The 25,169-nt window shown below is 48.6% G+C and carries 24 protein-coding genes; 7 read left to right on the forward strand and 17 right to left on the reverse strand.

What is annotated here, in order from left to right:
- Positions 1-115 precede the first annotated feature (115 nt).
- Positions 116-1,126: a LacI family DNA-binding transcriptional regulator gene (locus SBG_RS07895; protein ID WP_000075348.1), complete on the forward strand. Its 1,011-nt coding sequence runs from the start codon at positions 116-118 to the stop codon at positions 1,124-1,126.
- Between the two features lie 30 nt (positions 1,127-1,156).
- Here SBG_RS07895 and SBG_RS07900 read toward each other — a convergent pair whose 3' ends face one another.
- The 15 genes from SBG_RS07900 to pspA all read right to left on the reverse strand — a co-directional run bounded on the left by SBG_RS07900 (position 1,157) and on the right by pspA (position 15,576).
- Positions 1,157-2,062: an OmpG family monomeric porin gene (locus SBG_RS07900; protein WP_000854573.1), complete on the reverse strand. Its 906-nt coding sequence runs from the start codon at positions 2,060-2,062 to the stop codon at positions 1,157-1,159.
- Positions 2,063-2,137: 75 nt separating this feature from the next.
- Positions 2,138-3,217 (reverse strand): ABC transporter ATP-binding protein, encoded by a 1,080-nt coding sequence (locus tag SBG_RS07905; protein ID WP_000057948.1) that lies wholly within the window; start codon positions 3,215-3,217, stop codon positions 2,138-2,140.
- Positions 3,218-3,227: 10 nt separating this feature from the next.
- Entirely contained in the window at positions 3,228-3,887 is a 660-nt protein-coding gene (gene pgmB, locus SBG_RS07910) for a beta-phosphoglucomutase (protein WP_000804180.1), read from the reverse strand.
- Entirely contained in the window at positions 3,884-6,154 is a 2,271-nt protein-coding gene (locus tag SBG_RS07915; RefSeq protein ID WP_000977433.1) for a glycoside hydrolase family 65 protein, read from the reverse strand. Before SBG_RS07915 ends, pgmB begins: the two co-directional genes overlap by 4 nt.
- A complete protein-coding gene (locus tag SBG_RS07920; protein ID WP_000833504.1) occupies positions 6,151-7,206 on the reverse strand; it encodes a Gfo/Idh/MocA family protein in 1,056 nt (351 codons plus the stop codon). Before SBG_RS07920 ends, SBG_RS07915 begins: the two co-directional genes overlap by 4 nt.
- 10 nt (positions 7,207-7,216) lie before the next feature.
- Positions 7,217-8,005 (reverse strand): sugar phosphate isomerase/epimerase family protein, encoded by a 789-nt coding sequence (locus tag SBG_RS07925; protein WP_000690224.1) that lies wholly within the window; start codon positions 8,003-8,005, stop codon positions 7,217-7,219.
- Positions 8,006-8,023: 18 nt separating this feature from the next.
- Positions 8,024-9,076: a zinc-dependent alcohol dehydrogenase gene (locus tag SBG_RS07930; RefSeq protein WP_000733195.1), complete on the reverse strand. Its 1,053-nt coding sequence runs from the start codon at positions 9,074-9,076 to the stop codon at positions 8,024-8,026.
- A gap of 27 nt (positions 9,077-9,103) precedes the next feature.
- The gene (locus SBG_RS07935; RefSeq protein ID WP_000224691.1) at positions 9,104-9,946 is read right to left on the reverse strand and encodes a carbohydrate ABC transporter permease; all 843 of its coding nucleotides are present in this window, start codon (positions 9,944-9,946) and stop codon (positions 9,104-9,106) included.
- Complete coding sequence (locus SBG_RS07940) at positions 9,933-10,814, reverse strand: carbohydrate ABC transporter permease (protein ID WP_001078751.1); 882 nt, start codon at positions 10,812-10,814, stop codon at positions 9,933-9,935. The genes SBG_RS07935 and SBG_RS07940 overlap by 14 nt, the downstream gene beginning before the upstream one ends.
- 20 nt (positions 10,815-10,834) lie before the next feature.
- A complete protein-coding gene (locus tag SBG_RS07945; RefSeq protein ID WP_000920904.1) occupies positions 10,835-12,127 on the reverse strand; it encodes an ABC transporter substrate-binding protein in 1,293 nt (430 codons plus the stop codon).
- Between the two features lie 13 nt (positions 12,128-12,140).
- Positions 12,141-13,823, reverse strand: a complete 1,683-nt coding sequence (locus tag SBG_RS07950) for a sugar phosphorylase (RefSeq protein WP_001072136.1) — start codon at positions 13,821-13,823, stop codon at positions 12,141-12,143.
- A 190-nt stretch (positions 13,824-14,013) separates the two neighbouring features.
- Positions 14,014-14,244, reverse strand: coding sequence for a phage shock protein PspD (gene pspD / locus SBG_RS07955; RefSeq protein WP_001097609.1), 231 nt, complete (start codon positions 14,242-14,244; stop codon positions 14,014-14,016).
- A 20-nt stretch (positions 14,245-14,264) separates the two neighbouring features.
- The gene (pspC, locus tag SBG_RS07960) at positions 14,265-14,624 is read right to left on the reverse strand and encodes an envelope stress response membrane protein PspC (RefSeq protein ID WP_000508935.1); all 360 of its coding nucleotides are present in this window, start codon (positions 14,622-14,624) and stop codon (positions 14,265-14,267) included.
- Positions 14,624-14,848 carry an envelope stress response membrane protein PspB gene (gene pspB, locus SBG_RS07965; RefSeq protein WP_001274954.1) on the reverse strand — a complete coding sequence of 75 codons (225 nt, stop codon included), beginning with the start codon at positions 14,846-14,848 and terminating at the stop codon, positions 14,624-14,626. The genes pspC and pspB overlap by 1 nt, the downstream gene beginning before the upstream one ends.
- 59 nt (positions 14,849-14,907) lie before the next feature.
- Positions 14,908-15,576, reverse strand: a complete 669-nt coding sequence (gene pspA, locus SBG_RS07970) for a phage shock protein PspA (RefSeq protein WP_000511002.1) — start codon at positions 15,574-15,576, stop codon at positions 14,908-14,910.
- A gap of 170 nt (positions 15,577-15,746) precedes the next feature.
- Here pspA and pspF point away from each other — a divergent pair, with 170 nt between their 5' ends.
- The 6 genes from pspF (at position 15,747) to sapF (ending at position 22,124) form a co-directional block, all read left to right on the forward strand.
- On the forward strand, positions 15,747-16,730 hold the full coding sequence (pspF, locus tag SBG_RS07975; protein ID WP_015702897.1) for a phage shock protein operon transcriptional activator: 984 nt from the start codon (positions 15,747-15,749) through the stop codon (positions 16,728-16,730).
- 108 nt (positions 16,731-16,838) lie between these two features.
- Positions 16,839-18,485: a peptide ABC transporter substrate-binding protein SapA gene (gene sapA / locus SBG_RS07980; protein ID WP_001241633.1), complete on the forward strand. Its 1,647-nt coding sequence runs from the start codon at positions 16,839-16,841 to the stop codon at positions 18,483-18,485.
- Positions 18,482-19,447 carry a peptide ABC transporter permease SapB gene (sapB, locus tag SBG_RS07985; RefSeq protein ID WP_000583295.1) on the forward strand — a complete coding sequence of 322 codons (966 nt, stop codon included), beginning with the start codon at positions 18,482-18,484 and terminating at the stop codon, positions 19,445-19,447. The genes sapA and sapB overlap by 4 nt, the downstream gene beginning before the upstream one ends.
- Positions 19,434-20,324: a peptide ABC transporter permease SapC gene (gene sapC / locus SBG_RS07990; protein WP_001146140.1), complete on the forward strand. Its 891-nt coding sequence runs from the start codon at positions 19,434-19,436 to the stop codon at positions 20,322-20,324. Before sapB ends, sapC begins: the two co-directional genes overlap by 14 nt.
- Positions 20,324-21,316: a peptide ABC transporter ATP-binding protein SapD gene (gene sapD / locus SBG_RS07995; protein WP_001128870.1), complete on the forward strand. Its 993-nt coding sequence runs from the start codon at positions 20,324-20,326 to the stop codon at positions 21,314-21,316. Before sapC ends, sapD begins: the two co-directional genes overlap by 1 nt.
- A 1-nt stretch (position 21,317) precedes the next feature.
- A complete protein-coding gene (gene sapF / locus SBG_RS08000; protein ID WP_000230458.1) occupies positions 21,318-22,124 on the forward strand; it encodes a peptide ABC transporter ATP-binding protein SapF in 807 nt (268 codons plus the stop codon).
- Positions 22,125-22,139: 15 nt separating this feature from the next.
- Here sapF and SBG_RS08005 read toward each other — a convergent pair whose 3' ends face one another.
- Both SBG_RS08005 and SBG_RS08010 read right to left on the reverse strand, forming a co-directional pair.
- Positions 22,140-22,850 carry an EAL domain-containing protein gene (locus SBG_RS08005; RefSeq protein WP_001268391.1) on the reverse strand — a complete coding sequence of 237 codons (711 nt, stop codon included), beginning with the start codon at positions 22,848-22,850 and terminating at the stop codon, positions 22,140-22,142.
- Positions 22,851-23,315: 465 nt separating this feature from the next.
- Positions 23,316-24,443, reverse strand: coding sequence for a DUF3626 domain-containing protein (locus SBG_RS08010; RefSeq protein WP_015702898.1), 1,128 nt, complete (start codon positions 24,441-24,443; stop codon positions 23,316-23,318).
- Positions 24,444-25,169 lie beyond the last annotated feature (726 nt).

Here is a 25,169-nt window from a genome sequence, read left to right on the forward strand (position 1 = left end):
AATGTACGCTTATGGAAATGGGGACAGGTTGTTGATTATCAACCGCCTGTGTTGTCATCCGTGAGTGAACTCCATAAGATGTTCATCATTCGCTCTTCGATGGAGTTTCAGAAATATGTCCCCCACTATTTATGATATCGCGCGTGTTGCGGGTGTTTCAAAATCGACGGTGTCACGCGTGCTCAATAAACAGACGAATATCTCGCCGGAAGCACGCGAAAAAGTTTTGCACGCCATTGATGAATTACAGTATCAGCCAAATAAGCTCGCCCGGGCGCTGACAACTTCCGGTTTTGACGCCATCATGGTTATTTCTACTCGATCTGCTAAAACCACTACGGGCAATCCATTTTTCTCAGAAGTATTACATGCGATTACCGCCAAAGCCGAAGAAGAAGGCTTTGACGTGATTTTACAAACTTCTCGGAGTACTGAGAACGATCTGCAAAAGTGTGAAAGTAAAATAAAACAAAAATTGATTAAAGGCATCATCATGCTTAGCTCACCTGCCGATGAAACTTTTTTCGCGCGGCTGGATAAATATGATGTTCCGGTGGTTGTAATTGGTAAGGTTGAAGGTCAATATAACCATGTTCATTCGGTTGATACCGATAATTTTCGTGACAGCATAGCGTTAACAAACGCCTTAATTAATCATGGTCATCACCGTATTGCCTGCCTACATGCGCCGCTTGATTTCCATGTTTCTATTGATCGCGTCAATGGCTATAAAACCAGTATCAAGACACATAATCTTTCCCTGCATGAAGAATGGATAATTGATGGGGGTTATACACATGAGAGCGCGCTGTTAGCCGCCAGAAAATTATTAAGTCAACAACCGTTACCAGACGCAGTATTTGCTACTGATAGTCTGAAGCTGATGAGCTTATATCGTGTCGCTGCCGAAAAAAATATTGCTATTCCTCAGCAGCTGGCCGTTGTGGGTTACAGTAATGAAATGCTTTCCTTCATGTTGACGCCACCGCCTGGCGGGATTGATGTCCCTACGCAGGCTTTAGGCGAACAAAGCTGTCATTTACTGTTTGACTTGATCGCCGGAAAAAAAGCAGTAAAAAATATCACCGTCAACACACGTATTTCGTTAACAACCTCTCTGGCTTAAAGGCTGGGGCATCAATCTGCCCCAGTTCGATTAAAAAGCGTAATTAATACCTATCCCGGCATAATGGAATTTATCGCTCTCGCCTTCGTCATGATCCTCCCATTCAAAGGCATACTCCAGCGTCATTGATAAGCCGTTCTGAAAGTCATATGCATATAAAAGCCCCAGGCGGTTGAAGTCATGGCCTTCGCGCTCGGGATCATCCTGCCAGTCCCAGTTAGACCAGCGATCTAACCCCAAACGCGTATAGGGCGTCAGTGTGGTATTACCCAGTGAAATGGGCAGATAGGCACGAATCTCCTGTGTTGAAAACTCACCATTATTACGGTTGTCTGCAAGATTAAAGCCCCGCTCCAGGTAATAGTTCACCGTCAAACCAACCGTTTCATTGAAGGTATAGTTCAGGCCAGTTTCGCTTTCTACGCGGCTGTCGGAATAACCCGTAATATTCAAATCATTGACAAACTGATACATTGCCAGCCAGCCGCTGAAGCGTAAATCATCCGTAAGTTTAATATCCCAGTCCGGCTGTACTTTCCAGCGTTGCATATTCGCGGTATCTTTACCGGGTTCATTTACATAATGGTAGCCATAATTACGGAAACCGCCGGTCAGCCCGACGTTGACATCATCGCTTTCCAGAAATTGATAACGAATTTCCAGCTCCGGACGATCAAACCAGGTACCCCGTTTACCTGCGCTATAATCGACAGGGCCTTCCTGGTAATACGCCAGCGAAATTTTCCATGGACCATTTGCTGCATTAAAATAGATGGAGGGTTCGCCAAGTCCATCCATATCTTCTGCCTGGCCTTCGATGTTTTCTATTTCATACATGGCACCGATATTAAAATGCCAGTTATTATTTTCAGCGGCTTGTGCGCAAGCCATTCCTGCGCACATAATCAATGCAGTAGAGGACAGTAAGGTTTTCATTTTTATTCCTTGTTAAAACACTGACAAAAAATGCACCTCATGCAGGGGGAATTCACTCCCCCAGGCTGGAGTTTATTAAATAGCGATTTCAGTTTCAGCATCAAAGAAATGACATTTCGCCATATCAAAATGTATAGTGATATTTTCTCCCGCTGTATAATCATTAATTGCCCCGGCACGAACAACCAGTTCATGCCCCCCAACGGTGGTGTAAAGCATAAACTCCGCCCCCGTTAATTCCGCCACGCTAATTCGTGCTGACACGCTATTATCATTATGATTTTCAGGATAGATATCTTCCGGACGTATACCCATAATCACTGCTTTTCGCTCATACCCCTGAGCAACCAGGGCATCTAACTTATTTTGCGGGATAGTTAACTTTAGCGTTTCAGTGACAAATTTATTGCTATCAATAGAACCGCGAATAAAATTCATTGCCGGAGAGCCAATAAATCCAGCCACAAACATATTTGCCGGATGGTTATAAACGACTTTCGGCGCGCCGACTTGCTGAATAATACCGTCTTTCATAATGACTATACGCGTCGCCATCGTCATGGCTTCGGTTTGGTCATGTGTGACATATATCATGGTGGTATTCAGTTTTTGGTGCAATTTACTGATTTCCGCCCGCATTTGAACGCGTAATTTAGCGTCCAGGTTAGAGAGGGGTTCGTCCATGAGGAACACGCCCGCTTCACGCACTATCGCCCGACCAAGCGCTACGCGCTGACGTTGTCCGCCAGACAGCGCGCCGGGCTTACGTTTCAGATAATCCCGCAGTCCGAGAATCTGCGCCGCCCAGTTAACGCGCTCCTCAATGATCGAGGGCGCGATCTTTTGCATTTTCAGCCCAAAAGCCATGTTGTCGTAAACGCTCATATGCGGATACAGCGCATAATTCTGAAAAACCATCGCAATATTTCGCGCCTTTGCCGGAACATCATTCATCCGCTTCCCGTCAATCAGTAAATCACCTGCGCTAATTTCTTCCAGACCGGCAATCATTCGCAGCGTGGTGGATTTTCCGCAGCCCGATGGACCAACAAATACAATGAACTCTTTATCGGCAATTTCCAGGTTAAAATCCTTAACCACATGAACCTGGTTATCATATATTTTCTGAATACATTGCAGTGAAAGCTGTGCCATATTGATTCCTTTATGCATTTAGCCAGAAAGCCGATAAACACGGCCACGTCAGGTATTCTGTCGAAGGGAGAAGCAGTCCTGCTCCTGTAAGCGACTCACCAATCCCTACGGATCGCATTCCACATGCGTTAATCGCCGTTATCCCCGCCTGCGCGTCTTCAATACCGATACATTTTTCCGGTTCGACGCCCAGCCCTTTACACGCCGCGATAAAAATTTCCGGGTCTGGCTTGGAACGCGTGATTTTCGACGCATCGGCACAAAAATCAAAAAGGTCGGCAATACCAAGCGCCTGTAAAATAGCAGGCGCGTTAAGCGATACAGAGGCGATCGCCGTCGGGATCTGCAACCCGGTCAGCGTATTTAATAATTCCCGGATACCCGGTAAAACGGCACGGGGTGATAACTGGCGCAAGGAGTTGACATAAATTGCATTTTTACGTGCTGCCCAGCGCAGGCATTCACTTTCACTTAAGGTCCCCTCTTTTCCGCCATGCCGTAAAATACGCCGCAGTGACTCAATCCGGCTAATGCCTTTTAAACTGTCATTGAAGGCTTCGTCGATAACAATATCCATCTCATCTGCGATTTGTTTCCACGCTATAAAATGAAGACGCGCGGTATCGGTAATCACACCGTCTAAATCAAAAATGATGGCCTGAGGTTTCATTTACCCTCCCTGGTAGCGGTCCCATTTATGGATGAAAAAAAGGGGCGCCGGGCGAAGAGTTGCTCGCCGTCAATCGCCACCGATTGGCCACAGATCCACATATCGACAGGATGCGTACTGATAACCTTAATGTTTTCCACGCTTATCGTGATAAAGATGTCAACGCCTTTCCACTGTATCGGAAATGACAATTCAGACCACGCTTCAGGCAACGCGGGCTCCAGATGGAGTTCACCACGACAAATACGCAAGCCAGCAAACCCCTGGATTGCCCCCAGCCAAATAGCCCCCGTTGCAGCGGCATGAATTCCCTCATCACAGCTGTGCGGATCGTCACCAAGATCGATTCGCGCACCATCACGCCAGAATTGATATCCCATGAAGGGATCGCCACAGCGGGTTGCCACGATACCGTGGATCGCTTTACTTAAAGAAGAATCATGGATGGTACGCGGCTCATAAAAACGAAGATTCGCCAGCCATGTATGCGGGGTAAATAACGTCGGCTGCATATAAGCCAGCATCACCACATCTGCCTGTTTGAGAATTTGCATCTCGTTGACTTCAGCCCGGGAGTAATCCAGCAAGATAGTTTGCTTACCCGCCTTCGCTTTATATTTTGCTAAATCAATAACCGGCTTACTGAGAAATGTATCATCCTGTGGCAATACGCCATTCGGTTGGATATCCGGTAACCAGAGGTGGCGTAAAAAATGTTCCGCACGATGAATAAATGCTTCATCCGTACATCCCTGTGAACGGGAAAACTCAAGCGCCTGTTCCACATTGTAGTGCGCCATATAATTGGTAAAGGCGTTATTATTGACATGTTCGGTATATTCATCCGGCCCAATAACATCATGAATTTCCAGGCGACCATTTACTTCTGTCGCCCGGCTCATCCAGAATTTAGCCGTTTCCATTAACAGCGCCATGCCCTCGCGGGACATAAAATTGATATCGTGGGTAGCGTGCCAGTAGTGGATAACCGCCCAGGCGATATCGGCAACCAGATGGTGTTCCGCCAGAGCAGAAGCCACTTTTTGCCGTAATCCGGTACGGATATTGATTGCGGCAAATTCTGGCGTTTCTTCCTCGCCGCTACGTGCGCTTTCCCACGGGAACAATGCGCCCTGCCAGCCATTGCGTCTCGCCTTCTCACGCGCGCCAGGCAAATTATGCCAGCGGTAGCGTAACAGCCGCCTGGCAATTTCTGGCGAGGTAAACAGATGGAATGGCAACAAGAACACCTCGGTATCCCAGAAAATGTGGCCTTTATACCCCTCTCCCGTGAGCCCCTTTGCGGCAATACTGCTCCGCTCATCGTGTTCCGGCGTCATGATACGTAAATGATAAAGCGCGAAGTCAAGCATCTGTTGATCATCACTGGCCGTACTGACAACCTGCACACGGTGACGTTTCCACCACGAAGACCAGTTCGCCGTCGTCACTGCCAACAACGCGTCATAGCCCTGCCCGACGCAGTTTTCCAGCAGCCGTAGCGACTGACGCCCCCAGCTTTCGAGCGAATTCCGCCGTTCGGAGGTCCACTCAATCCACGTCAGTTTTTCCAGCACAAGCCGTTCCCCGACGTTTACCTGCGCGCCGTTATGCTGCAGCAAACGGCGATCTTTTGCCGTGAAACAACGTTGCACCTCGCCTTTTACACAGCAATATGAGGTGATGGCAATATCGTTGCGTCCATCCTGCGTTGTATAAATACCCTGCAAGTAATGCTGGCCAAAAACCCTGACCTGCGCTTCGTCCAGATGTTGGCGCCCATGGTTAGTCATCGTGGCGTCGATACCCGTCGACATGGCGATACTGGCATCGGCGTCCAGCGGCGCAATGGTTATCTCCATCGCCAGTAACGGTAACGTCTCCGCGGAAACAAAACGTCGGCTATCAATCGCGAAGCGCATCCCATTCGGTGCCCGCCAAATTAAGGAACGACGCAACTCGCCGCTGGCAAAGTCGATTTCCCGGTGCCAGGATTCAATTGTTCCGCTCAAAAGCGAAAAGATTTCGCCATTCAGGGTGATTTCTGTGCCAATCACATCGGGGAGATTAACCAGCTCATTTATCTCGCCGCGGCCTGCCCGATGATAGAGCCCCGCCAGAAACATGCCGCGAGTTTGCACCGTGTATGCTTCTTCATGACAGGCGCGAACGCCCAGATAACCATTGCCTGACGCCATGAGCGTAGCGTGTTTATTCAGAGTATGCGGGCAAAACCCCGGGTCGGTTAATATTGCAGGCTTCATCATAATTCCACGCACGTTCCTGTTTCAGCGGCGTGATATAACGCGGCCACCAGTTGTTGAATGACGAGCCCCTGCTCAGCGTCTGCTATCATGACGGGTTCCCCCTGTACATGATTAACGAAGGCTTCCATGCTGCGACAGTGGCGATTGTCATCGGCAACATCTCGTCTGAACAGCACATTTAATTCGCCATTCATATCGTTATAGATCTGTGCCGGAAAGAGCGTCGCCCCGGCCATATCACCGCAAAAGTTCACATTCATTACTGATTGTTCCGGAATATTCAAAGCAAAGGCGGTTTCGAGACGTAAGATCCCTCCGTTGTGGAACTCAATCGTGCCAAACAGGGAATCCTCAACGCTATAAGTCAACGGGTCCCACTGACCAAATTGGCCGCAGTTTTTGCGCGTACCAATTTTTTGATAGCTGTGCGCACAGACGCGTTTTACAGCCGGGAATCCCAGGACATACATCGCCGCATCCAGCATATGAATACCGATGTCGATCAATGGTCCGCCGCCCTGCAAGGTTTTGTTGGTAAATACCCCCCATCCCGGAACGCCGCAGCGACGCAACGCCCGGGCATTAGTGACATAAATCTCGCCAAGCGTGCCGGACATCACCTGCTCACGCAGCAGTTGCGTATCTAACGCAAAGCGATGGTGAAAATCATAAGCCAAAACTTTCTGCATTCGCCGCGCCGTAATGCACATCTCCATCGCTTCCTCAGGCGTCATCGCTGGCGGCTTTTCACACATCACATGACAACCCGCTTTTAACGCCATCATGGCGTGTTCATAATGAAAACGATTTGGCGAACAAATGCTGACGATGTCCGGTTGTACATCGCTTAGCATTTTTTCCGGATCATCCCAGACTGAGGCGCTACCGTATTTTTCTGCCAGCGCTTGCGCCTGAGACAGGCGGCTGTCACAGACAGCCACCAGTTCCAGATCGTCGCGGGTGCAGTAGTACGAAGCATGAACCTTATCCGCTACCTGGCCCGCACCAATAATGGCGACCCGCAGCGGAGAGCTTGTGATTGCACTTTTCACGGAGATCCTCTTAGCACGTGCGCAGCCAGGCCAATGATTCACGGTACGCTTCTGACAAATTTTCTGCCCTGACGCGCCCTTCATACACCACATAGCCTTGATAATTGTCCTGACGCAGTTGCTCAAATAGCGCACTAAAATTTAACGTGCCCGTACCCGGTTGATAACGATGGTTATCCGCAATGTGCACGTGACCTAATAGATCGCGGTTATCATGCAGCGCTTTCACCATGTCATCTTCTTCAATATTCATATGGTAAAAATCGCCGATTATCCGCACATGTTTGAGATTGTTTTCGACGATATACCGGCGCGCGTCGGCCAGAGTGTTAATCATGTGATCCTGATAGCGGTTTAGCGGCTCCAGGTATACGGTTGTCCCCGTGCGCTCAGCGACGTTGTCGAGGTAACGTAGCGAATCACTGACCGCTTTACGGTCGCCTTCCAGACTGCGCGGTGACGTCATTGGGGGCAGGCGGAAAGTAAACATTCCCCATGCGGCTGGAACGATAATGCCCTGACCGCCCACTTCGGCTAAGGCTTCAAGAATGCGTTCGATTTGTTTAAGTCCTTTCAGACGGCGTTCTTCAATAAAATCACCGATCCAGCCGTCATAGCCGCCGCAGGCTGTAGTCACCGGTAAGCCCGTTTCCTGAATAGCGGCTTTTACCTCCTCCAGATTGTTAACAAGCAATTTGCCGTCAATTTCAAAACCATCAAATCCCATCGCTTTGATATAACGAAATTTCTCCAGGATATTTTCCGGAAAGAAGGCTTGATTCTGTGTCCCAATTTTCATCTTCTGCATTCCCTTGAATTAAAATGTCACGCCCATTTTGATGCTCTTTTCCGGATGCCTGTCGACATACTCCATATAGCTTTCCGGACTGGAGGCAAACGTTACGACCGGATCAATAATCTCTTCGCAGTCGAGATAACCGTTCATCAGTAGTTCCCAGCAGGTCTCTTCAATACGTTTACGACTCCAGCGCGGGTAGTCCGGATTCGGTTCGCTACAGGCGCGAGCGAAAACAATTTTAGCGTTGTTAAAATGCGCTTCGCGTCCCAGGTTGAAGCCCGCCGCAAACGGTTTAGCGAAGGCGACGTAAGAAATAGTCCCGCCATACGCCAGACCGCGCAGCGCTGACTGCAATGCATCGGCATAACCACTGGTTTCAATGATCACATCCGCGCCCTGCTTACCCGTCAGTTTTTTAATCTCCATGCCAACATCCGTCCCGCCAGGACTGAGGCAAAAGTCGGCGCCATGACGACGGGCGATATCACAACGGTGAGCGATTGGATCGACGCCGATGACCACGGATGCACCGGCTTTTTTCGCCAGCTGAACTGCGATTTGCCCAATCGCGCCCAATCCAACAATGACCACAAAATCTCCCACGCGCACGTTGGCATCCCGTACGCCGCTCATCGCAAACTGAGCCGGGTCATAACAGACCGCATTTTTCCACGAGCCACCTTCCGGCATCTTGCGCAATTTATAATTATTCACAGCATTGATGATTACCGTCTCAGAAAGCGGGCCATAACCACATACCCGGTCGCCCACCGTATAATCGGTGACTTCACTTCCACATTCGGTAATATCCCCGACAACCATATTACCGAGTTGGAATTTACCGAATTCAATACCGCGCGGCGCGCCTTCCGGCCTTGGCATAAACATTTGCCACTCAGGATTAAAGTCCTCATCAATAAACGGGCTGGCGGCGCGGAAATCGACCACCTCAGTTCCATGTTTCGGCGCCCCATATAACACGCGAATTTTTACTTCATTCGCCAGAATCGCACGATCTTCATATTCCACCAGCGCCGCAACACGCGGTTCAGTGGCAATTAACTTTTTCATTTACAACTCCTTAATAAAATGGCCGCTTCAGCCCTTCACGCCGCCAGCGGTCAAACCACTTTTAATAAAACGTTCCGAAAGTGCGTACATCACAACAACAGGCAATGCAGTGACTAACGATGCCGCCATCATGCGGCCCCAGATATAATCAGGCGTACTGAACAGCGTGTTCAGTCCTACAGGGAGAGTGAAATTACTGGCGCTGGAGAGGAAAATCGATGCAAAAAGATAGTCATTCCAGGCTACCATAAAGCAGTAGACAAATACCGAAACCAGGCCAGACATCGCCAGAGGAACGGTGATGCGAAAGATAATTTGCAGACGATTCAAACCATCCATCATCGCCGCCTCTTCAATCTCATCCGGGATGGTGTCAAAGTAGCTTTTCAGCATGAACACCGCGGTGGGTAAGGTCTGGGTGACCATGGTAATAATGAGTGCCATGTCGGTATCGTAGATGCCGAGTGCGGTGATAATTTTGAACAACGGAACTACCAGCAAAATGCCGGAAAACATGTACACGGTATAAAAGCTGGCATTGATGGTCATCTGCCCTTTAAAACGTAAGCGGGATAGCGCATATGCCCCGAGCGTACCTAAAAACACCGCCACAACCGATGACACGACCGAAACCACCATACTGTTGCGGAAGTAGTCGACAAACGGAAAAATTAACGGGTTAAAAATGTCGATATAGTGTTCCAACGTCCAGTGCTGCGGAAAAAGCGTCGGATGTAATGAAATCGCCTCTTTCGCGCTCTTGAATGATGTCATCAGCATCACAAAAAAAGGAAAAAGCGTGATGACAAGGAAAACGACTAATCCGCAATAAAAACCGATCCGCCCAACTTTATATTTATTTGTTGCCATTGAGATTTACCCGTTTTCTGGTCAGCAAGATGACGGCAAAAATGATGATGAAGAGCACGACGGAAATCGCAGCTGCTTTACCTAAGTCATTAAATGCAAATGCTGTTTTATAGAGATATACACCCAGAATATCGACTTTTGTGGTTAGCAGATAAACATCGGCAAACATATAGAACATCCAGATGGTGCGCAGAGTTACGACCGTGGCCAGTACCGGCATAATGGCGGGCAGCGTAACGATGTGGAATCGTTGCCAGGCATTCGCGCCGTCCATTTCTGCAGCTTCGTACAACGACTTATCAATCGTCTGCAAAATTGCCAGGAAGGAAATAAAGGCATACGGGAAGTAACGCCAGATCGCGAATAACACCACTAATACGAAGCTGCTGCCTGGATTATCAAACCACAGCGGCGCGCGGTCATAGAGATGCAGCACATCCAGGCCAAGATAGTTGACGATGCCATAACCGTTGTTGAACATGTATTTCCAGGCAAAAATCAACGAAATAGACGGCGTGACATAGGAGAGGATCACCAGTGAACGCGCCGTTTTACGCAAACGAAACTCGCGGTTGAAGAACATCGCGACGCCCAGTCCCAGCGCTGTACTGCCTACCACCACCAACCCGGTATACCAGACGGTCATCCATAACGAATGCCAGAAGCCAGGATCGGTAAGAATACTGATATAGTTGCTCAACCCGACAAAAGTAGACGCAATCAGCGGGTTCAGCGGCAAACGCAAGAAACTGATTTCAATATTCGATAGCATCGGCCATGCCACTAATCCACCGAGCAACAATAAACTCGGCGCCAGTAGCAACATTGCAAATGGCATATCGGAACGACCGGAAAAAAACCTATTCATAACAACTTTCCACGTCCGTGTTAGCGTTGTTCAACAAGGGCATCCAGTTTTTTCTGGCTTTCCTTGACCGTCGAAGACAAACTGGCCTTACCTACCGTAACGTTATGCACCATTGAGCTCACCACGCCCGATCCGGTGACATCCCCCATACGAGTAAAGTTCTTATTTCCTACTGCACCAAATACCTGGATATTGGGCAGCTCAGCAATCAACTGGTAAGGCAAGTCTCCCAGCGCCTTAATTACCGCGTTTTCCTTCCAGATTGCCGTATTCACCACGGCTTTATTCACAGGCAGCGCTGCACCCGGCGACATCATCACCCAGTCTGCAATGTTGTCCGCCTGCTCCATAAAAGCGATGAACTTTTCGGCAGCCTCCGTCTCTTCATGTTTCTGTCCCGTGGTGATTGTCAGCGACGTCAACATGCCGTAAACGGCGGACGTTTTTTCGGTAGGGACAACGAAGCCTATATTCTGCGGATCGCCCTCTTTAATGACCGCCGGAAGGATATAAGTAGAGTAAACCGCCATCGGTGCGGTACCGTTCATAAAGGCATCTTTGACTTCCATAATGTCGTTCGAGCCGGGCATAGTGTTTTCCGCCAACGAACGGTAATATTCCAGCGCCTGGGACATTTCTGGCGTATCAAGCGTAATTTTTCCTTCTGCGTTAAAAACATTGGCCTGGTTGGATAAAGCAAACTGTGAGAAGGCCTGTTCTGTCAGCACACTTTCTGCTGTGGGTAACGCAATACCGTATTTCTTATTGGCGGGATCATTGAGTTTTTGCGCCACAGTCAATAATTGCTGCCAGTTTTTTGGTTCTTCCAGCCCGGCTTTCGCCAGAATATCTTTGCGATACCAAATGCCGCCAATCCAGGCACTGACCGGGACGCCTGTCCACGCAGCGCCATCTTCAGTACGTACAATACGCAGTACGCCGTCATAAAAGGTATTTTCCCCCAGATGCTGAATAACATTTGCAACGGCGTTACGATCAATCAGTTGTTCTTTATCCATCACTTTGGCGTAATCATGGCTGGTCTCAATCACCTCCGGTAGCGAGCCGCTTCGCGCCAGCGTGATGACTTTTGTGTTATAGGCGTCTTCTTCAACCGGAACTTGTTTGACGGTAATACCAGGGTTTGCTTTTTCAAAGCGGGTAATAAGCTGGCTAATAACAGCCTGACGCTCTTGTTCTACCGAAGAGTGCATAAACTCAATGGAGACATTTGTTTTTTTCTCATCATTACACCCTGAAATCAGGGTGCAGGAAACCAGTGCTGATAACAGCACAATTTTAGTTTTGAGCATAAAATGTTCCTTGTTATTTTTTAATCCACAAAACCTGCCAGGGACGTAGCATTAATATCTCGCCAGAGAGATTCGCCTCACTAATTAAATCAGTACCGTGAAATGGTTCACCATTAACACTATTTATATTATCGCTTACGTTAAATAAAGCGACCACGCATTCCCCTGTCTTTGCTATTCTCTCGATTTGCATAATGCATGGTGATATTTTTTTAATAGAAAACGTGCTTTCCGGATGAAATGCTTTACTGTTTCGACGAATCGTGATAAGTCTGGATAAGGCATAATAGACACGATATCTTAATGTACTGTCATCCATTAATTCGGCTTCAATTTTTTCTCGAAGATATTTTTTTCTGTTAATCGCCCGGTTATATCCTGACTTTTCCACACCATCATAATCATTACGGGAGCCCAGAATACTTTGTATATATATCGCTGGCACGCCTGGAAAAGAGAGTAAAATGGCATGAGCCAGAATAAACCTGGAAAGACGCTGGTCATCAGTACTTTCACGATGACTAAGCGCATCCAGATATGTCACGTTTATTTCATAAGGACTTCGACTACCGTCCGGGTTATTTTTCCAGTTAACTAATGCGCCTTCTTGCTGTAAATGCTCTACCAGGTCCAGTATCTCTTCTTCCGGTAGAAGACCGCGTAATGGATTAAGCCCAATGCCGTCATGAGATGCCAGAAAATTGAACCAGGTCGTATTTTCTGAAGGAAGCTGCAGGGATTGTGCCCAGGAGCACAACGCAGACACATCCTGGCCGTGAACAGCATGTAATACCAGTGGCGGTAGCGAAAATTGATAGACCATATGCGCCTCATCCTCACCATTACCCAGGTACGCAATATTATCTTTATGCGGAACATTGGTCTCAGTGATAATAACCACCCCTGGCGCGACCTCATCAGTAATAGCGCGAAAGAGCTTAACCAGCAGATGCGTTTGGGGAAGATGGATACATGAAGTTCCTGGTGCTTTCCACATAAATCCCACCGCGTCCAGACGAATATAATCAGCTCCCTTCTCTATATAAGTCAGTAGTACATCGACCATCGCCAGTAAAACTTCCGGGCACCGATAATTGAGATCAATCTGGTCCTCACTGAAGGTCGTCCATAGATGACGAACAGAATTATCCTTCAGGGTAAATGGCGTGAGCAATGGCAAGGCACGTGGCCGGGTTACTGCGCTAAGGTCGGTTAATGGGTCTATAGCAATAAAAAAATTTTCAAAGCCCGGCGTCTGTTGTAAATAATTGTCGAACCATTCACTTCTGGCCGACATATGATTACAAACAAAGTCAAACATCAGTTGGTTAGTCTGGCTAAGCGCGTTGAGATCACCCCACTCGCCCGTCTCAGGCGCAACCTGATGATAATCAATAACTGAAAAACCATCATCCGAAGACCACGGATAAAAAGGTAAAAGATGAAGGTGAGAAAAAATAGTCGCCAGCCATCGCCGATGAAATTGATTAAATGTCGGCAATGGTTTTGATGTGTCGCTGTGAAATTGATCGGCGTAAGTAATAAGCACAACATCCCTTTCATCCCAGTGTGCTTTACGTTTTTTTGAAATTAATAAACGCGATTTTTCGATGCGTGAGTTAAGCGCCTTACAATGTTGTGGCGTAAATGTGTTTCCATAGATTTTTGACAGGTATTTCTCGATTTTCTGATTCACTTTCGTTTCTCATGGTAGCGGTCCCACGAAACAAAAGACTACTCCGCGAAAAATAAGCTGTCAATCTGGATAATGCGGCGAAAAGCCGCTATAAAAGAATTTTGGCAGCCCAAAAATCATATTTGTGAGCTGCCGCAAATTAAAAATGGATTTGTGATCTAACTGTTACGTTTAATACCATTTCTGGTAATCAGGTACGATTTCCCTTGTAACGTTTTGCTATTTTAGCGGCGGCCCGATTCAATAACGGCTCCAGTGCCAACGCCAGCAACATTTTTAGCGGACGACGGGCGACGGATTTTACTGCCCATCCTGCCACACCGGCAGGCCCGTAGCGTAGCGCGGTCAACAGAACCAGCTTACCTGCTATTTTGATACCGGGCTTCACCTTCTGCCCGGCGCGTTGCCAGCGAGTATTCATCTTTACCTTCCCGATATGACTTACAGTTGACGGAAACGGCTACGCAATGTGAACGTATCTGACGTAACGTACCGTTCCATTTCTCGCAGACGCTTTTCACCTGCGGCAAGCTCTCTGTCTACGACATCCAGCAATTCGCCGCTTGTCGGCTGCGATTCACCCGTCGCCAGATTATCCGGCATGGGGTCCAGTACAAAAGAAAGAATGATATAGACCACCAGGGTAAAAAATGCCAGGCCAAAGAAAATCGACAACACAACCAGAATGCGAACCAGTTTCACCGGTACATCAAGATAGTCAGCGATCCCGGCGCAAACGCCCCGCACCATACCCTTCTGCGGAATACGCCATAGTTTTTTATTCAGATTGATTCCACCCATTAGCGCTCTCTCCAGTTCGGATGCTCTGCATCAAGAATGTCTTCCAGCGCCTGAATGCGCTCACGCATACGTTGCGCGTCGTCTGTGAGCTGCAGTAAGCGTTGCTGCTCGCTTTGCGACAGTTCTCCCCGACCGCCGCGGTTGCTGTAATGCAGCCACAGCCAAATCGGTAAGACAAACAACACAAAAATAGTTAACGGGATGGCCAGAAATAGCGCGCTCATGCGTTCTCCTTACACCTAAAGCTGATGAGCGGCGGCGCGTACCAGCGCCGCCATTGTCGTTATTGATTATCCTGCTTCATTTTGGCTTTCAACTGGGCCAGTTGCTCACTGATTTCATCATCGGCTTTCAGGTCGGTAAATTGTTGATCCAGCGATTTTTGCTTGCCAAAATGATGGCTTTCCGCTTCCGCTTCCATTTGATCGATACGACGTTCAAAAGATTCAAATCGCGCCATCGCTTCGTCCAGTTTACCGCTGTCAAGCTGACGACGAACATCGCGAGAAGAACTTGCCGCCTGATGACGCAACATCAGCGCCTGCTGGCGGGCACGCGTTTCGCTGAGTTTATTTTCCAGCTCGCCAATCTCCTTCTTCATGCGCACCAGCGTGTCATCCACCAGCGTAACTTCCTGTTCAAGCGTAGCAATTAAATCGGTCAGCTTTTGTTTTTCAATCAATGCGGCGCGCGCCAAATCATCTTTATCTTTGCGCAGAGCCAGCTCTGCTTTTTCCTGCCACTCGGTCTGCTGAGCCGTAGCCTGTTCAATACGACGGGACAACTGTTTCTTTTCTGCCAGCGCACGCGCGGAATTCGAGCGAACCTCAACCAGCGTATCTTCCATCTCCTGAATCATCAGGCGCACCAGCTTCTGCGGATCTTCTGCCTTTTCCAGCAACGCATTGATGTTGGCGTTCACGATGTCGGCAAAACGAGAAAAAATACCCATAATTCATTCCTCACATAATGTTCTGGTATCGGGCGATGCCCTGCCACATGATTAATACAATTTACGTGCCAACTTTTTATATTATTGATAATTAATGAATTGTATCGTTTTACCTTGTGAGTAAAAAAGGATAAAGTGGTGAGAAACACTAACAAGTGGCGTTTTTCATCATGGCTGAATTTAAAGATAACCTGCTCGGCGAGGCAAACCGTTTTCTTGAGGTACTGGAACAAGTCTCCCGGCTTGCGCCGCTGGATAAACCTGTTCTGATTATTGGTGAACGCGGGACGGGGAAAGAGCTTATCGCTAACCGCCTGCACTATCTCTCATCACGCTGGCAGGGGCCACTTATTTCGCTTAACTGCGCGGCGCTAAATGAAAACCTGCTTGACTCCGAGCTGTTTGGACATGAGGCCGGCGCCTTTACCGGGGCGCAAAAACGCCATCCCGGGCGTTTTGAACGCGCTGATGGCGGTACGCTGTTTCTGGACGAACTGGCGACTGCGCCGATGCTGGTACAGGAAAAGCTATTGCGGGTGATTGAATACGGCGAACTGGAGCGTGTCGGCGGCAGCCAGCCGTTACAGGTTAATGTGCGATTGGTATGCGCCACCAATGCCGATCTGCCCGCCATGGTCAAGGCAGGAACATTTCGCGCCGATCTGCTTGACAGACTGGCATTTGATGTCGTGCAGCTGCCGCCGCTACGCGAACGCCAAAGCGATATTATGTTAATGGCCGGGCATTTTGCGATTCAGATGTGCCGTGAGCTGCATCTGCCTTTATTTCCCGGCTTTACCGATCGGGCAAAAGAAACACTGTTGCATTATGCCTGGCCGGGTAATATCCGCGAGCTGAAAAACGTGGTTGAGCGTTCAGTGTATCGCCACAGCAGCAGCGAACATCCTTTGGATGAAATTATTATCGATCCTTTTCAACGCCATCCCGCTGAACCGCCAGTCCCCGTCCCCTCCACGCCAGCCACAACACCTGCTCTACCGCTCAGGCTACGTGAGTTTCAACGGCAACAGGAAAAAGCGCTGCTACAACATAGCTTACAGCAGGCAAAATTTAACCAAAAAAGAGCCGCCGACTTACTGGGATTAACCTACCATCAGTTACGCGCATTGCTTAAAAAACATCAGATCCCGTGATTTCTCCTGCTAATTGACGACATTTACGCCAGTTATCTACCGACATTTTTACGTGGCGGGCCGAAGTGCGATACACTTTACAAATTGAACTTAAAAAACTTAACTATTATGCGCCTGGTTTTATCGTCTCTGATTGTGATGGCTGGTCTACTGAGTCAAGCTACGGCTGCGACTGCGCCTGAACAAACTGCGCGTGCAGATATTCGCGATAGCGGCTTTGTGTATTGTGTTAGCGGGCAGGTCAACACTTTTAATCCGCAAAAAGCGAGCAGCGGCCTGATCGTCGACACCCTTGCCGCCCAGCTCTATGACCGCCTGCTGGATGTTGATCCTTATACTTATCGTTTAGTACCCGAGCTGGCAGAAAGCTGGGAAGTACTGGATAACGGGGCAACGTACCGTTTTCATCTGCGCCACAACGTCGCTTTTCAAAAAACCGCCTGGTTTACGCCGACCCGAAAACTCAATGCAGATGATGTGGTATTTACCTTTCAGCGAATTTTCGATCGTCAGCATCCGTGGCATAACATCAACGGCAGCAGCTTCCCCTACTTTGACAGCCTCCAGTTCGCCGATAATGTAAAAAGCGTGCGCAAGCTGGACGATAACACTGTTGAGTTTCGCCTGACCCAGCCCGACGCCTCCTTTTTATGGCATCTGGCGACGCACTACGCCTCTGTAATGTCTGCCGAGTACGCCGCACAGCTTACCAAAAAAGATCGCCAGGAACTGCTTGATCGCCAACCGGTCGGCACCGGGCCTTTCCAGCTTTCAGAGTACCGCGCCGGGCAGTTTATTCGTCTGCAGCGTCACGATGATTTCTGGCGCGGCAAGCCGCTGATGCCGCAAGTGGTCGTGGATTTGGGCTCCGGCGGTACGGGACGATTATCGAAATTACTGACCGGCGAATGTGACGTCCTGGCCTGGCCCGCCGCCAGCCAACTGACCATTTTACGCGACGATCCGCGTTTGCGTCTAACGCTACGTCCAGGGATGAATATCGCCTATCTGGCCTTTAACACCGATAAACCACCATTAAACAATCCTGCGGTGCGCCATGCGCTGGCATTGTCGATTAATAACCAGCGTCTGATGCAGTCAATTTATTACGGTACGGCAGAAACCGCAGCCTCCATTCTACCGCGCGCGTCCTGGGCGTATGACAACGATGCCAAAATTACGGAGTACAATCCGGCAAAAGCGCGCGAACAGCTAAAAGCGCTGGGCATTGAAGATCTCACACTGCATCTGTGGGTGCCGACCAGTTCTCAGGCCTGGAACCCAAGTCCGCTGAAAACAGCGGAGCTTATTCAGGCGGACATGGCGCAGATAGGCGTAAAAGTGGTCATAGTACCCGTTGAAGGGCGCTTTCAGGAAGCGCGCCTGATGGATATGAATCACGATCTGACCTTATCCGGCTGGGCGACGGACAGTAACGATCCGGATAGTTTTTTCCGGCCGTTGTTAAGTTGTGCGGCCATCAATTCGCAAACCAATTTTGCCCACTGGTGTAACCCTGAATTTGACAGCGTTTTGCGTAAGGCGCTTTCGTCGCAGCAGTTGGCTTCGCGCATTGAAGCCTATGACGAAGCACAGCATATTCTGGCAAAAGAACTGCCGATATTACCGCTGGCGTCATCATTACGCTTACAGGCTTACCGCTACGATATTAAAGGGCTGGTGTTGAGTCCGTTCGGCAATGCATCTTTTGCCGGCGTCTCCCGCGAAAACCACGAAGAGGTGAAAAAACCATGATTATCTTCACCCTGCGCCGATTATTGCTCTTGCTGGTGACGCTATTCTTTCTGACTTTTATTGGCTTTAGCCTGAGTTATTTTACGCCGCACGCACCGCTACAGGGCGCATCACTGTGGAATGCATGGGTTTTCTGGTTTAACGGTCTGTTGCACTGGGACTTTGGCGTGTCCAGCATTAATGGCCAGCTGATTTCCGAACAGCTCAAAGAGGTGTTTCCCGCCACCATGGAGCTGTGCATTCTTGCCTTTGGCTTTGCGTTAATGGTGGGCATTCCTGTCGGAATGCTGGCTGGCGTAACGCGGAGCAAATGGCCGGATCGCTTTATCAGCGCACTGGCGCTATTAGGGTTCTCAATTCCCGTTTTCTGGCTGGCGCTTCTGCTTACCCTGTTCTTTTCACTCACTCTGGGATGGCTGCCAGTATCCGGGCGATTTGACCTGCTTTATGAAGTGAAGCCGATTACCGGTTTCGCCATTATTGATGCCTGGATTTCAGATTCGCCGTGGCGCGATGAAATGGTGATAAGCGCTTTACGACACATGGTATTACCGGTATTGACGCTTTCCGTCGCCCCGACGACGGAAGTGATTCGTCTGATGCGGATCAGCACTATTGAGGTCTACGATCAGAACTATGTTAAAGCGGCAGCCACACGTGGCTTATCGCGTTTTACGATTTTACGCCGTCACGTATTACATAATGCGTTGCCGCCGGTCATTCCCCGTCTTGGTCTGCAATTTTCAACCATGCTGACGCTGGCGATGATCACCGAAATGGTCTTCAGCTGGCCTGGGCTGGGGCGATGGTTAATTAACGCCATTCGTCAGCAGGACTATGCCGCTATTTCCGCCGGCGTGATGGTCATTGGATCGCTGGTTATTGTGATCAACGTGATTTCCGATATTTTGGGTGCTATGGCTAACCCTCTGAAGCATAAGGAATGGTATGCCTTACGATAGCGTATACAGCGAAAAGCGCCCGCCTGGCGCTCTGCGTACCGTCTGGCGCAAATTTTATAGCGATGCGCCTGCGATGGTGGGCCTGTATGGGTGCGCCGGTCTGGCGTTGCTGTGCATTTTTGGCGGCTGGATCGCACCTTATGGTATCGATCAGCAATTTCTCGGCTATCAACTGCTGCCGCCCTCCTGGTCACGCTATGGCGAAGTTTCCTTTTTTCTGGGTACTGACGATCTGGGACGCGATGTGCTGAGCCGCCTGTTAAGCGGCGCAGCGCCCACGGTTGGCGGCGCGTTCATCGTGACGCTGGCGGCGACAGTATGTGGATTAGCCCTCGGTGTAGTGGCAGGCGCAACGCACGGTTTGCGCTCTGCCGTACTCAACCACATTCTGGACACGCTGCTCTCTATCCCCTCGTTATTGCTGGCGATTATCGTCGTGGCATTTGCCGGGCCGCATCTGTCACATGCCATGTTTGCCGTCTGGCTGGCGCTACTGCCGCGGATGGTGCGTTCAGTGTATAGCATGGTGCACGACGAGCTGGAAAAAGAGTATGTCATCGCCGCGCGTCTGGATGGCGCGACAACTTTGAATATTCTGTGGTTCGCCATTTTACCGAATATTACTGCCGGCCTGGTCACCGAAATTACCCGCGCGCTGTCGATGGCGATTCTGGATATTGCCGCGCTGGGATTTTTAGATCTCGGTGCGCAGCTTCCCTCTCCTGAATGGGGTGCCATGCTGGGTGATGCGCTGGAGCTCATCTATGTCGCACCGTGGACCGTTATGCTGCCGGGCGCTGCGATAACGCTGAGTGTCTTGCTGGTGAACCTGCTTGGTGACGGAATTCGTCGCGCGATTATTGCGGGAGTGGAATAATGCCGTTACTTGATATCCGCAATCTCACTATTGAATTTAAAACCAGCGAAGGCTGGGTAAAAGCGGTCGATCGTGTCAGCATGACGTTAAGCGAAGGCGAAATCCGCGGCCTGGTGGGAGAATCGGGTTCCGGGAAGAGCCTGATAGCGAAAGCTATTTGCGGCGTTGCGAAAGACAACTGGCGCGTTACCGCTGACCGCATGCGTTTTGATGATATTGATCTACTACGCCTCTCCTCTCGCGAACGACGTAAGCTGGTCGGACATAACGTGTCGATGATTTTCCAGGAGCCGCAGTCTTGTCTTGATCCTTCCGAACGTGTGGGCCGCCAGTTAATGCAGAATATCCCGGCCTGGACTTATAAAGGTCGCTGGTGGCAACGTTTAGGCTGGCGTAAACGGCGCGCGATTGAGTTATTGCACCGAGTGGGGATTAAAGATCATAAAGATGCGATGCGCAGTTTTCCCTATGAATTGACTGATGGCGAATGTCAGAAAGTCATGATTGCTATCGCGCTGGCGAATCAGCCACGGCTGTTGATTGCTGATGAGCCCACCAACTCAATGGAACCTACGACACAGGCGCAAATTTTTCGCCTGCTGACCCGGCTGAATCAAAACAGCAACACTACCATTCTGTTGATTAGCCACGATCTGCAAATGCTGAGTCAATGGGCTGACAGAATCAACGTATTATACTGCGGCCAGACGGTAGAAACGGCGCCAAGTAAAGATTTGGTGACAACGCCACATCACCCCTATACACAGGCACTTATTCGCGCGATTCCGGATTTTGGCAGCGCGATGCCACATAAAAGTCGTCTGAATACGCTGCCGGGCGCGATCCCACTCCTGGAGCAGTTACCGATAGGGTGTCGTCTGGGGCCCCGCTGCCCTTACGCACAACGAGAATGTATCATCACGCCACGCTTAACCGGCGCGAAAAATCATCTCTATGCCTGTCATTTTCCGTTAAACATGGAGAGAGAGTGACGTGGTAGAAACTCTGCTTGAAGTCCGCAACCTGAGTAAAACCTTTCGCTACCGGACAGGATGGTTTCGTCGCCAGACTGTGGACGCGGTAAAACCCCTGAGCTTTACGCTCCGTGAGCGTCAGACCCTCGCCATTATCGGCGAAAACGGTTCTGGCAAATCCACGCTGGCCAAAATGCTGGCTGGCATGATTGAACCCAGTAGCGGCGAACTTCTTATTGACGATCATCCTCTACATTACGGTGACTATTCGTTTCGAAGCCAGCGTATCCGTATGATTTTTCAGGATCCGTCGACCTCGCTGAACCCACGTCAGCGCATCTCGCAAATCCTTGACTTCCCGCTTCGTCTTAATACCGTTCTGGAACCAGAGCAACGGCGTAAACAGATTATCGAGACGATGCGTATGGTTGGGCTGTTACCTGATCACGTTAGCTATTACCCCCATATGCTGGCCCCAGGACAAAAACAGCGTCTGGGGCTGGCCCGTGCGCTGATTCTGCGTCCTAAGGTTATTATCGCGGATGAAGCGTTAGCGTCGCTTGATATGTCCATGCGTTCGCAACTCATTAACCTGATGCTTGAATTGCAGGAAAAACAAGGCATCTCCTATATCTACGTTACACAGCATATCGGCATGATGAAACATATTAGCGATCAGGTATTAGTGATGCATCAAGGGGAAGTGGTTGAGCGCGGCAGCACCGCAGACGTGCTTGCTTCTCCGCTTCATGAACTAACCCGTCGTTTAATCGCGGGCCATTTTGGCGAGGCGCTTACCGCTGACGCATGGCGAAAAGATCGTTAACCCAGCAAATAGCCCTCAGATCGTCTCTCTGAGAGGATTCACGCGCCTGGCTGTAAACAGCAACGAATCAATCTCTTCTAACACCACTCCAGGAAACAACGTTCCCTGGAGTGCCTGAACTCCTGCCGCTTTTAATTCCGATAAATAACGTGCGTTTTCCACACCGTCCACGACGAGCGTGTCGCAATAATGCCGGATATGTTTGACAAGCAACGGAAACGTCGATTTTTCACTTTGCGAGACGAAAAAGCCGCGATCCAGTTTTACGCCACTAAACCCCCCCCAGACCAGGGAGGCGACGCTTGCTTCCCCCGCACCAAGATTACCCAACCATAACGGGTTAGGTTGTTCATGAAGCGCATATATCAAGGGCTCGATCGAGGCAGTATCATGACATGAAAAGCGTTCAGCGACCTGTAGTCCCACAAACAGCAAGTTATGCAGTAAAGTGCGAATTTCCTTGTCCTGAAGGGCGAATTGCGCCATGTCCCGATCGATATTAATGGTACAAAACAGACCATGGCGTATAAACCAACAACGTTTGCTGGCGATAGCCTGCAGTTGGTCAAGCAGAAAATGGCGTTTCTGTACACTGTCCCAGGACGAGATCACAAAGTCCGGGTGTAGCGGGCGAACAACCGACGATGCAAAACGGGCAATGATTTCGACGCCCAGTAACTCCCCTGCCATTCCCCTTATCGGTTCTGCAATGAAAAAATAGCGCATGTGACCACTCCATTTGATCTTAACTCATTGATAATCCGCTTTTAACGCAAATTAATCAATAAAAACGATCAATATATAAAAAATGATCGATAAAAACAATATACATTAACTAACTGATAACTTGTGCACTTTTTGTTTTAAGAATGTTCTCCTCTTGATACAAACAGAAAAGCAAACTAAAGCATCTTTCCGGAAAAGAAATGCTATGTTTGTGCCGACAATTAATACGGTTTGAGATTGTATGGACAGGAGCGTAAAGCAAGGTGGATTTTACATTTACGCGTACACATTTGCAGCAGGATGGTTCAGGCTCGCTGAGCGAAATGCAGAAAGTCGCTCGGATGACAGATAGCGTGTCGCTTACAGGCTTACAAATTACTTATAATCTATTGAATCCATTATATTTTTTCACAATATCATCTTTATAGTACTCTTCAGGAAAATAAGCACACGCTTTCAGCGATCTCAATAGAGGATAATACAATTTCGGTTAAGCGCTTCGTTTATTGTCCGGGCATATTCTTGCATTTTAACCAGCGGATAAGGACTTTCCTGGAGGGAAATATAAACATGTTTTATATCTCTAAATATACACACTTCGCCATGAATATGTGCTTCGATGTAATTTCCTTCATAGCCTTTCCCATAATTAGGATGCGGAATAACGCTTTCACCGTTGGCCATTTTAACTAAGCTTTTAAAACAATTATAACCAAAAAAATCGCTTTGGCATACGGAGATAAGATTCTCCATATGCCAGTAAGTGGAAAGTTTACGGGAATCCAGACCAAACCTGTGGCCATATATATCAAAGGGAGAAAAGGTGCAGTTTATTTTTACGTTGTCATTTAGCTCAAAAAATGACATACCATAACTACTGGCGCCGCCATTCGGTCCTTTCAGAAAATCAAGTGCAGCATAAACAGGCCGACTTTCCGGGCTGAAATCCCGGTTCGCTGGTTTAAACGAGGGAGTAAAACCGCCTGTATTGCCATACGTCGCATAAGGTGTATCAGTAAGCTTCTCTAATTCAAATGCTTTCGTCTCGATGGCGTCACGCCCAACATTATAAGCAGGTAAATCTCCCGGGCGACTTCCTATTGCATACGTGTTCAAATAGTGTTGGTGTTTTAAAAGAGAGATAAAGTCGACCTTTGAAGCATTAAAATTAATCGTCAGTCGGGCATTTTGCAAAATAGCGACCATATTTTTAAGCAAGGCTACATTATCGCTTCTCACGTCACACTCCCGGGTGACTCGCTGTAGCGCTTTTTCATGAATAGCGGCGGCATTACGCTGACAATTCTCATGAATATGCGCAAGGATTTGTTTGCCAAAAAGCCGGCCGCAGACCTGCTTGCGCTCTTCGTTACTGATCCCACAAAATATAGTGTCGAAAGGACGTTTCGACATCGCGCCGCCAGAAATGCCAGTCGCTGTGCTCTCTTCCGTTACAGTAAGAAGCTCCCTACTGTCATTCCTGGCACGCTGAATATCCGATGATAATGAAGTCTGCGCATGACGAATGTCTTTAGACGAACTGGCGATGTCAGATGGTCTGGTATTATCACTGGTGCTAATGGGTTTGAGCATATCTTTATCTGAAAGCCGGTAAACTAAACGTTAATATAAAATTCCACCAGGCTGAACTGTGCCCCGGAACCGTCATCACACCACGACACCAACAATATTTACTGTATTAATTATCACATTCTCTCCATAGAGATAATTGTCTGGTATTAAAACATGACGCATACATTATCAATAAAAATAATAACTGTTCTCCGTAAAAAAACCTTCAAAAAAAGTCCATATATTGCTTGCTATAAGCAAAAAACTTTACAGCATGTAAATTTAATTTTCTATCTATCGCGAATATTGGCAAAAAGCAACATAACATAACCAGCAGAAATTATGAATCAACAACCACAATAATTCATCCCTTCGTCATGTGTGGGTAAAAATATTTAACTATAACTATGCCGGTGTTCTCCGGATTGTTTTATCGAGGTTATTATGAAAATCAAAGCGCTTATATTAATTGGATTCGTGCTCTCTGCTTCCCCAGCCTCAGCTTGTTTTCATCAAGGATATACATGTTTCGAGCGTTGCAGTTATTTCCCGTGGTGGGAAGCACTTTTGTGTGAAATGGGGTCTGTACCGGCCTTACCGCACATCATGGCGCCTCAGATTGTATAAGGCGAACCTTACACCAGTTGGTATACTGTAACGTTACATACCTCCTGTTTTGGGTGACGTCATGCTCTGGTTTAGAGTGCGCTTTACAGGAAACAGTGGAAAAATAGCGTGACACAAAGG

It is taken from the genome of Salmonella bongori NCTC 12419 (assembly GCF_000252995.1).
In the GTDB taxonomy this organism is placed as follows: Bacteria; Pseudomonadota; Gammaproteobacteria; order Enterobacterales; family Enterobacteriaceae; genus Salmonella; species Salmonella bongori.

Bases quoted from the DNA above. Each gene is read 5' to 3' on its own strand.
- SBG_RS07895 (WP_000075348.1), top strand. From the start codon at position 116: ATGTCCCCCACTATTTATGATATCGCGCGTGTTGCGGGTGTTTCAAAA.
- SBG_RS07900 (WP_000854573.1), bottom strand. From the start codon at position 2,062: ATGAAAACCTTACTGTCCTCTACTGCATTGATTATGTGCGCAGGAATG.
- SBG_RS07905 (WP_000057948.1), bottom strand. From the start codon at position 3,217: ATGGCACAGCTTTCACTGCAATGTATTCAGAAAATATATGATAACCAG.
- pgmB (WP_000804180.1), bottom strand. From the start codon at position 3,887: ATGAAACCTCAGGCCATCATTTTTGATTTAGACGGTGTGATTACCGAT.
- SBG_RS07915 (WP_000977433.1), bottom strand. From the start codon at position 6,154: ATGATGAAGCCTGCAATATTAACCGACCCGGGGTTTTGCCCGCATACT.
- SBG_RS07925 (WP_000690224.1), bottom strand. From the start codon at position 8,005: ATGAAAATTGGGACACAGAATCAAGCCTTCTTTCCGGAAAATATCCTG.
- SBG_RS07930 (WP_000733195.1), bottom strand. From the start codon at position 9,076: ATGAAAAAGTTAATTGCCACTGAACCGCGTGTTGCGGCGCTGGTGGAA.
- SBG_RS07935 (WP_000224691.1), bottom strand. From the start codon at position 9,946: ATGGCAACAAATAAATATAAAGTTGGGCGGATCGGTTTTTATTGCGGA.
- SBG_RS07940 (WP_001078751.1), bottom strand. From the start codon at position 10,814: ATGAATAGGTTTTTTTCCGGTCGTTCCGATATGCCATTTGCAATGTTG.
- SBG_RS07945 (WP_000920904.1), bottom strand. From the start codon at position 12,127: ATGCTCAAAACTAAAATTGTGCTGTTATCAGCACTGGTTTCCTGCACC.
- pspD (WP_001097609.1), bottom strand. From the start codon at position 14,244: ATGAATACTCGCTGGCAACGCGCCGGGCAGAAGGTGAAGCCCGGTATC.
- pspC (WP_000508935.1), bottom strand. From the start codon at position 14,624: ATGGGTGGAATCAATCTGAATAAAAAACTATGGCGTATTCCGCAGAAG.
- pspB (WP_001274954.1), bottom strand. From the start codon at position 14,848: ATGAGCGCGCTATTTCTGGCCATCCCGTTAACTATTTTTGTGTTGTTT.
- pspA (WP_000511002.1), bottom strand. From the start codon at position 15,576: ATGGGTATTTTTTCTCGTTTTGCCGACATCGTGAACGCCAACATCAAT.
- pspF (WP_015702897.1), top strand. From the start codon at position 15,747: ATGGCTGAATTTAAAGATAACCTGCTCGGCGAGGCAAACCGTTTTCTT.
- sapA (WP_001241633.1), top strand. From the start codon at position 16,839: ATGCGCCTGGTTTTATCGTCTCTGATTGTGATGGCTGGTCTACTGAGT.
- sapB (WP_000583295.1), top strand. From the start codon at position 18,482: ATGATTATCTTCACCCTGCGCCGATTATTGCTCTTGCTGGTGACGCTA.
- sapC (WP_001146140.1), top strand. From the start codon at position 19,434: ATGCCTTACGATAGCGTATACAGCGAAAAGCGCCCGCCTGGCGCTCTG.
- sapD (WP_001128870.1), top strand. From the start codon at position 20,324: ATGCCGTTACTTGATATCCGCAATCTCACTATTGAATTTAAAACCAGC.
- SBG_RS08005 (WP_001268391.1), bottom strand. From the start codon at position 22,850: ATGCGCTATTTTTTCATTGCAGAACCGATAAGGGGAATGGCAGGGGAG.
- SBG_RS08010 (WP_015702898.1), bottom strand. From the start codon at position 24,443: ATGCTCAAACCCATTAGCACCAGTGATAATACCAGACCATCTGACATC.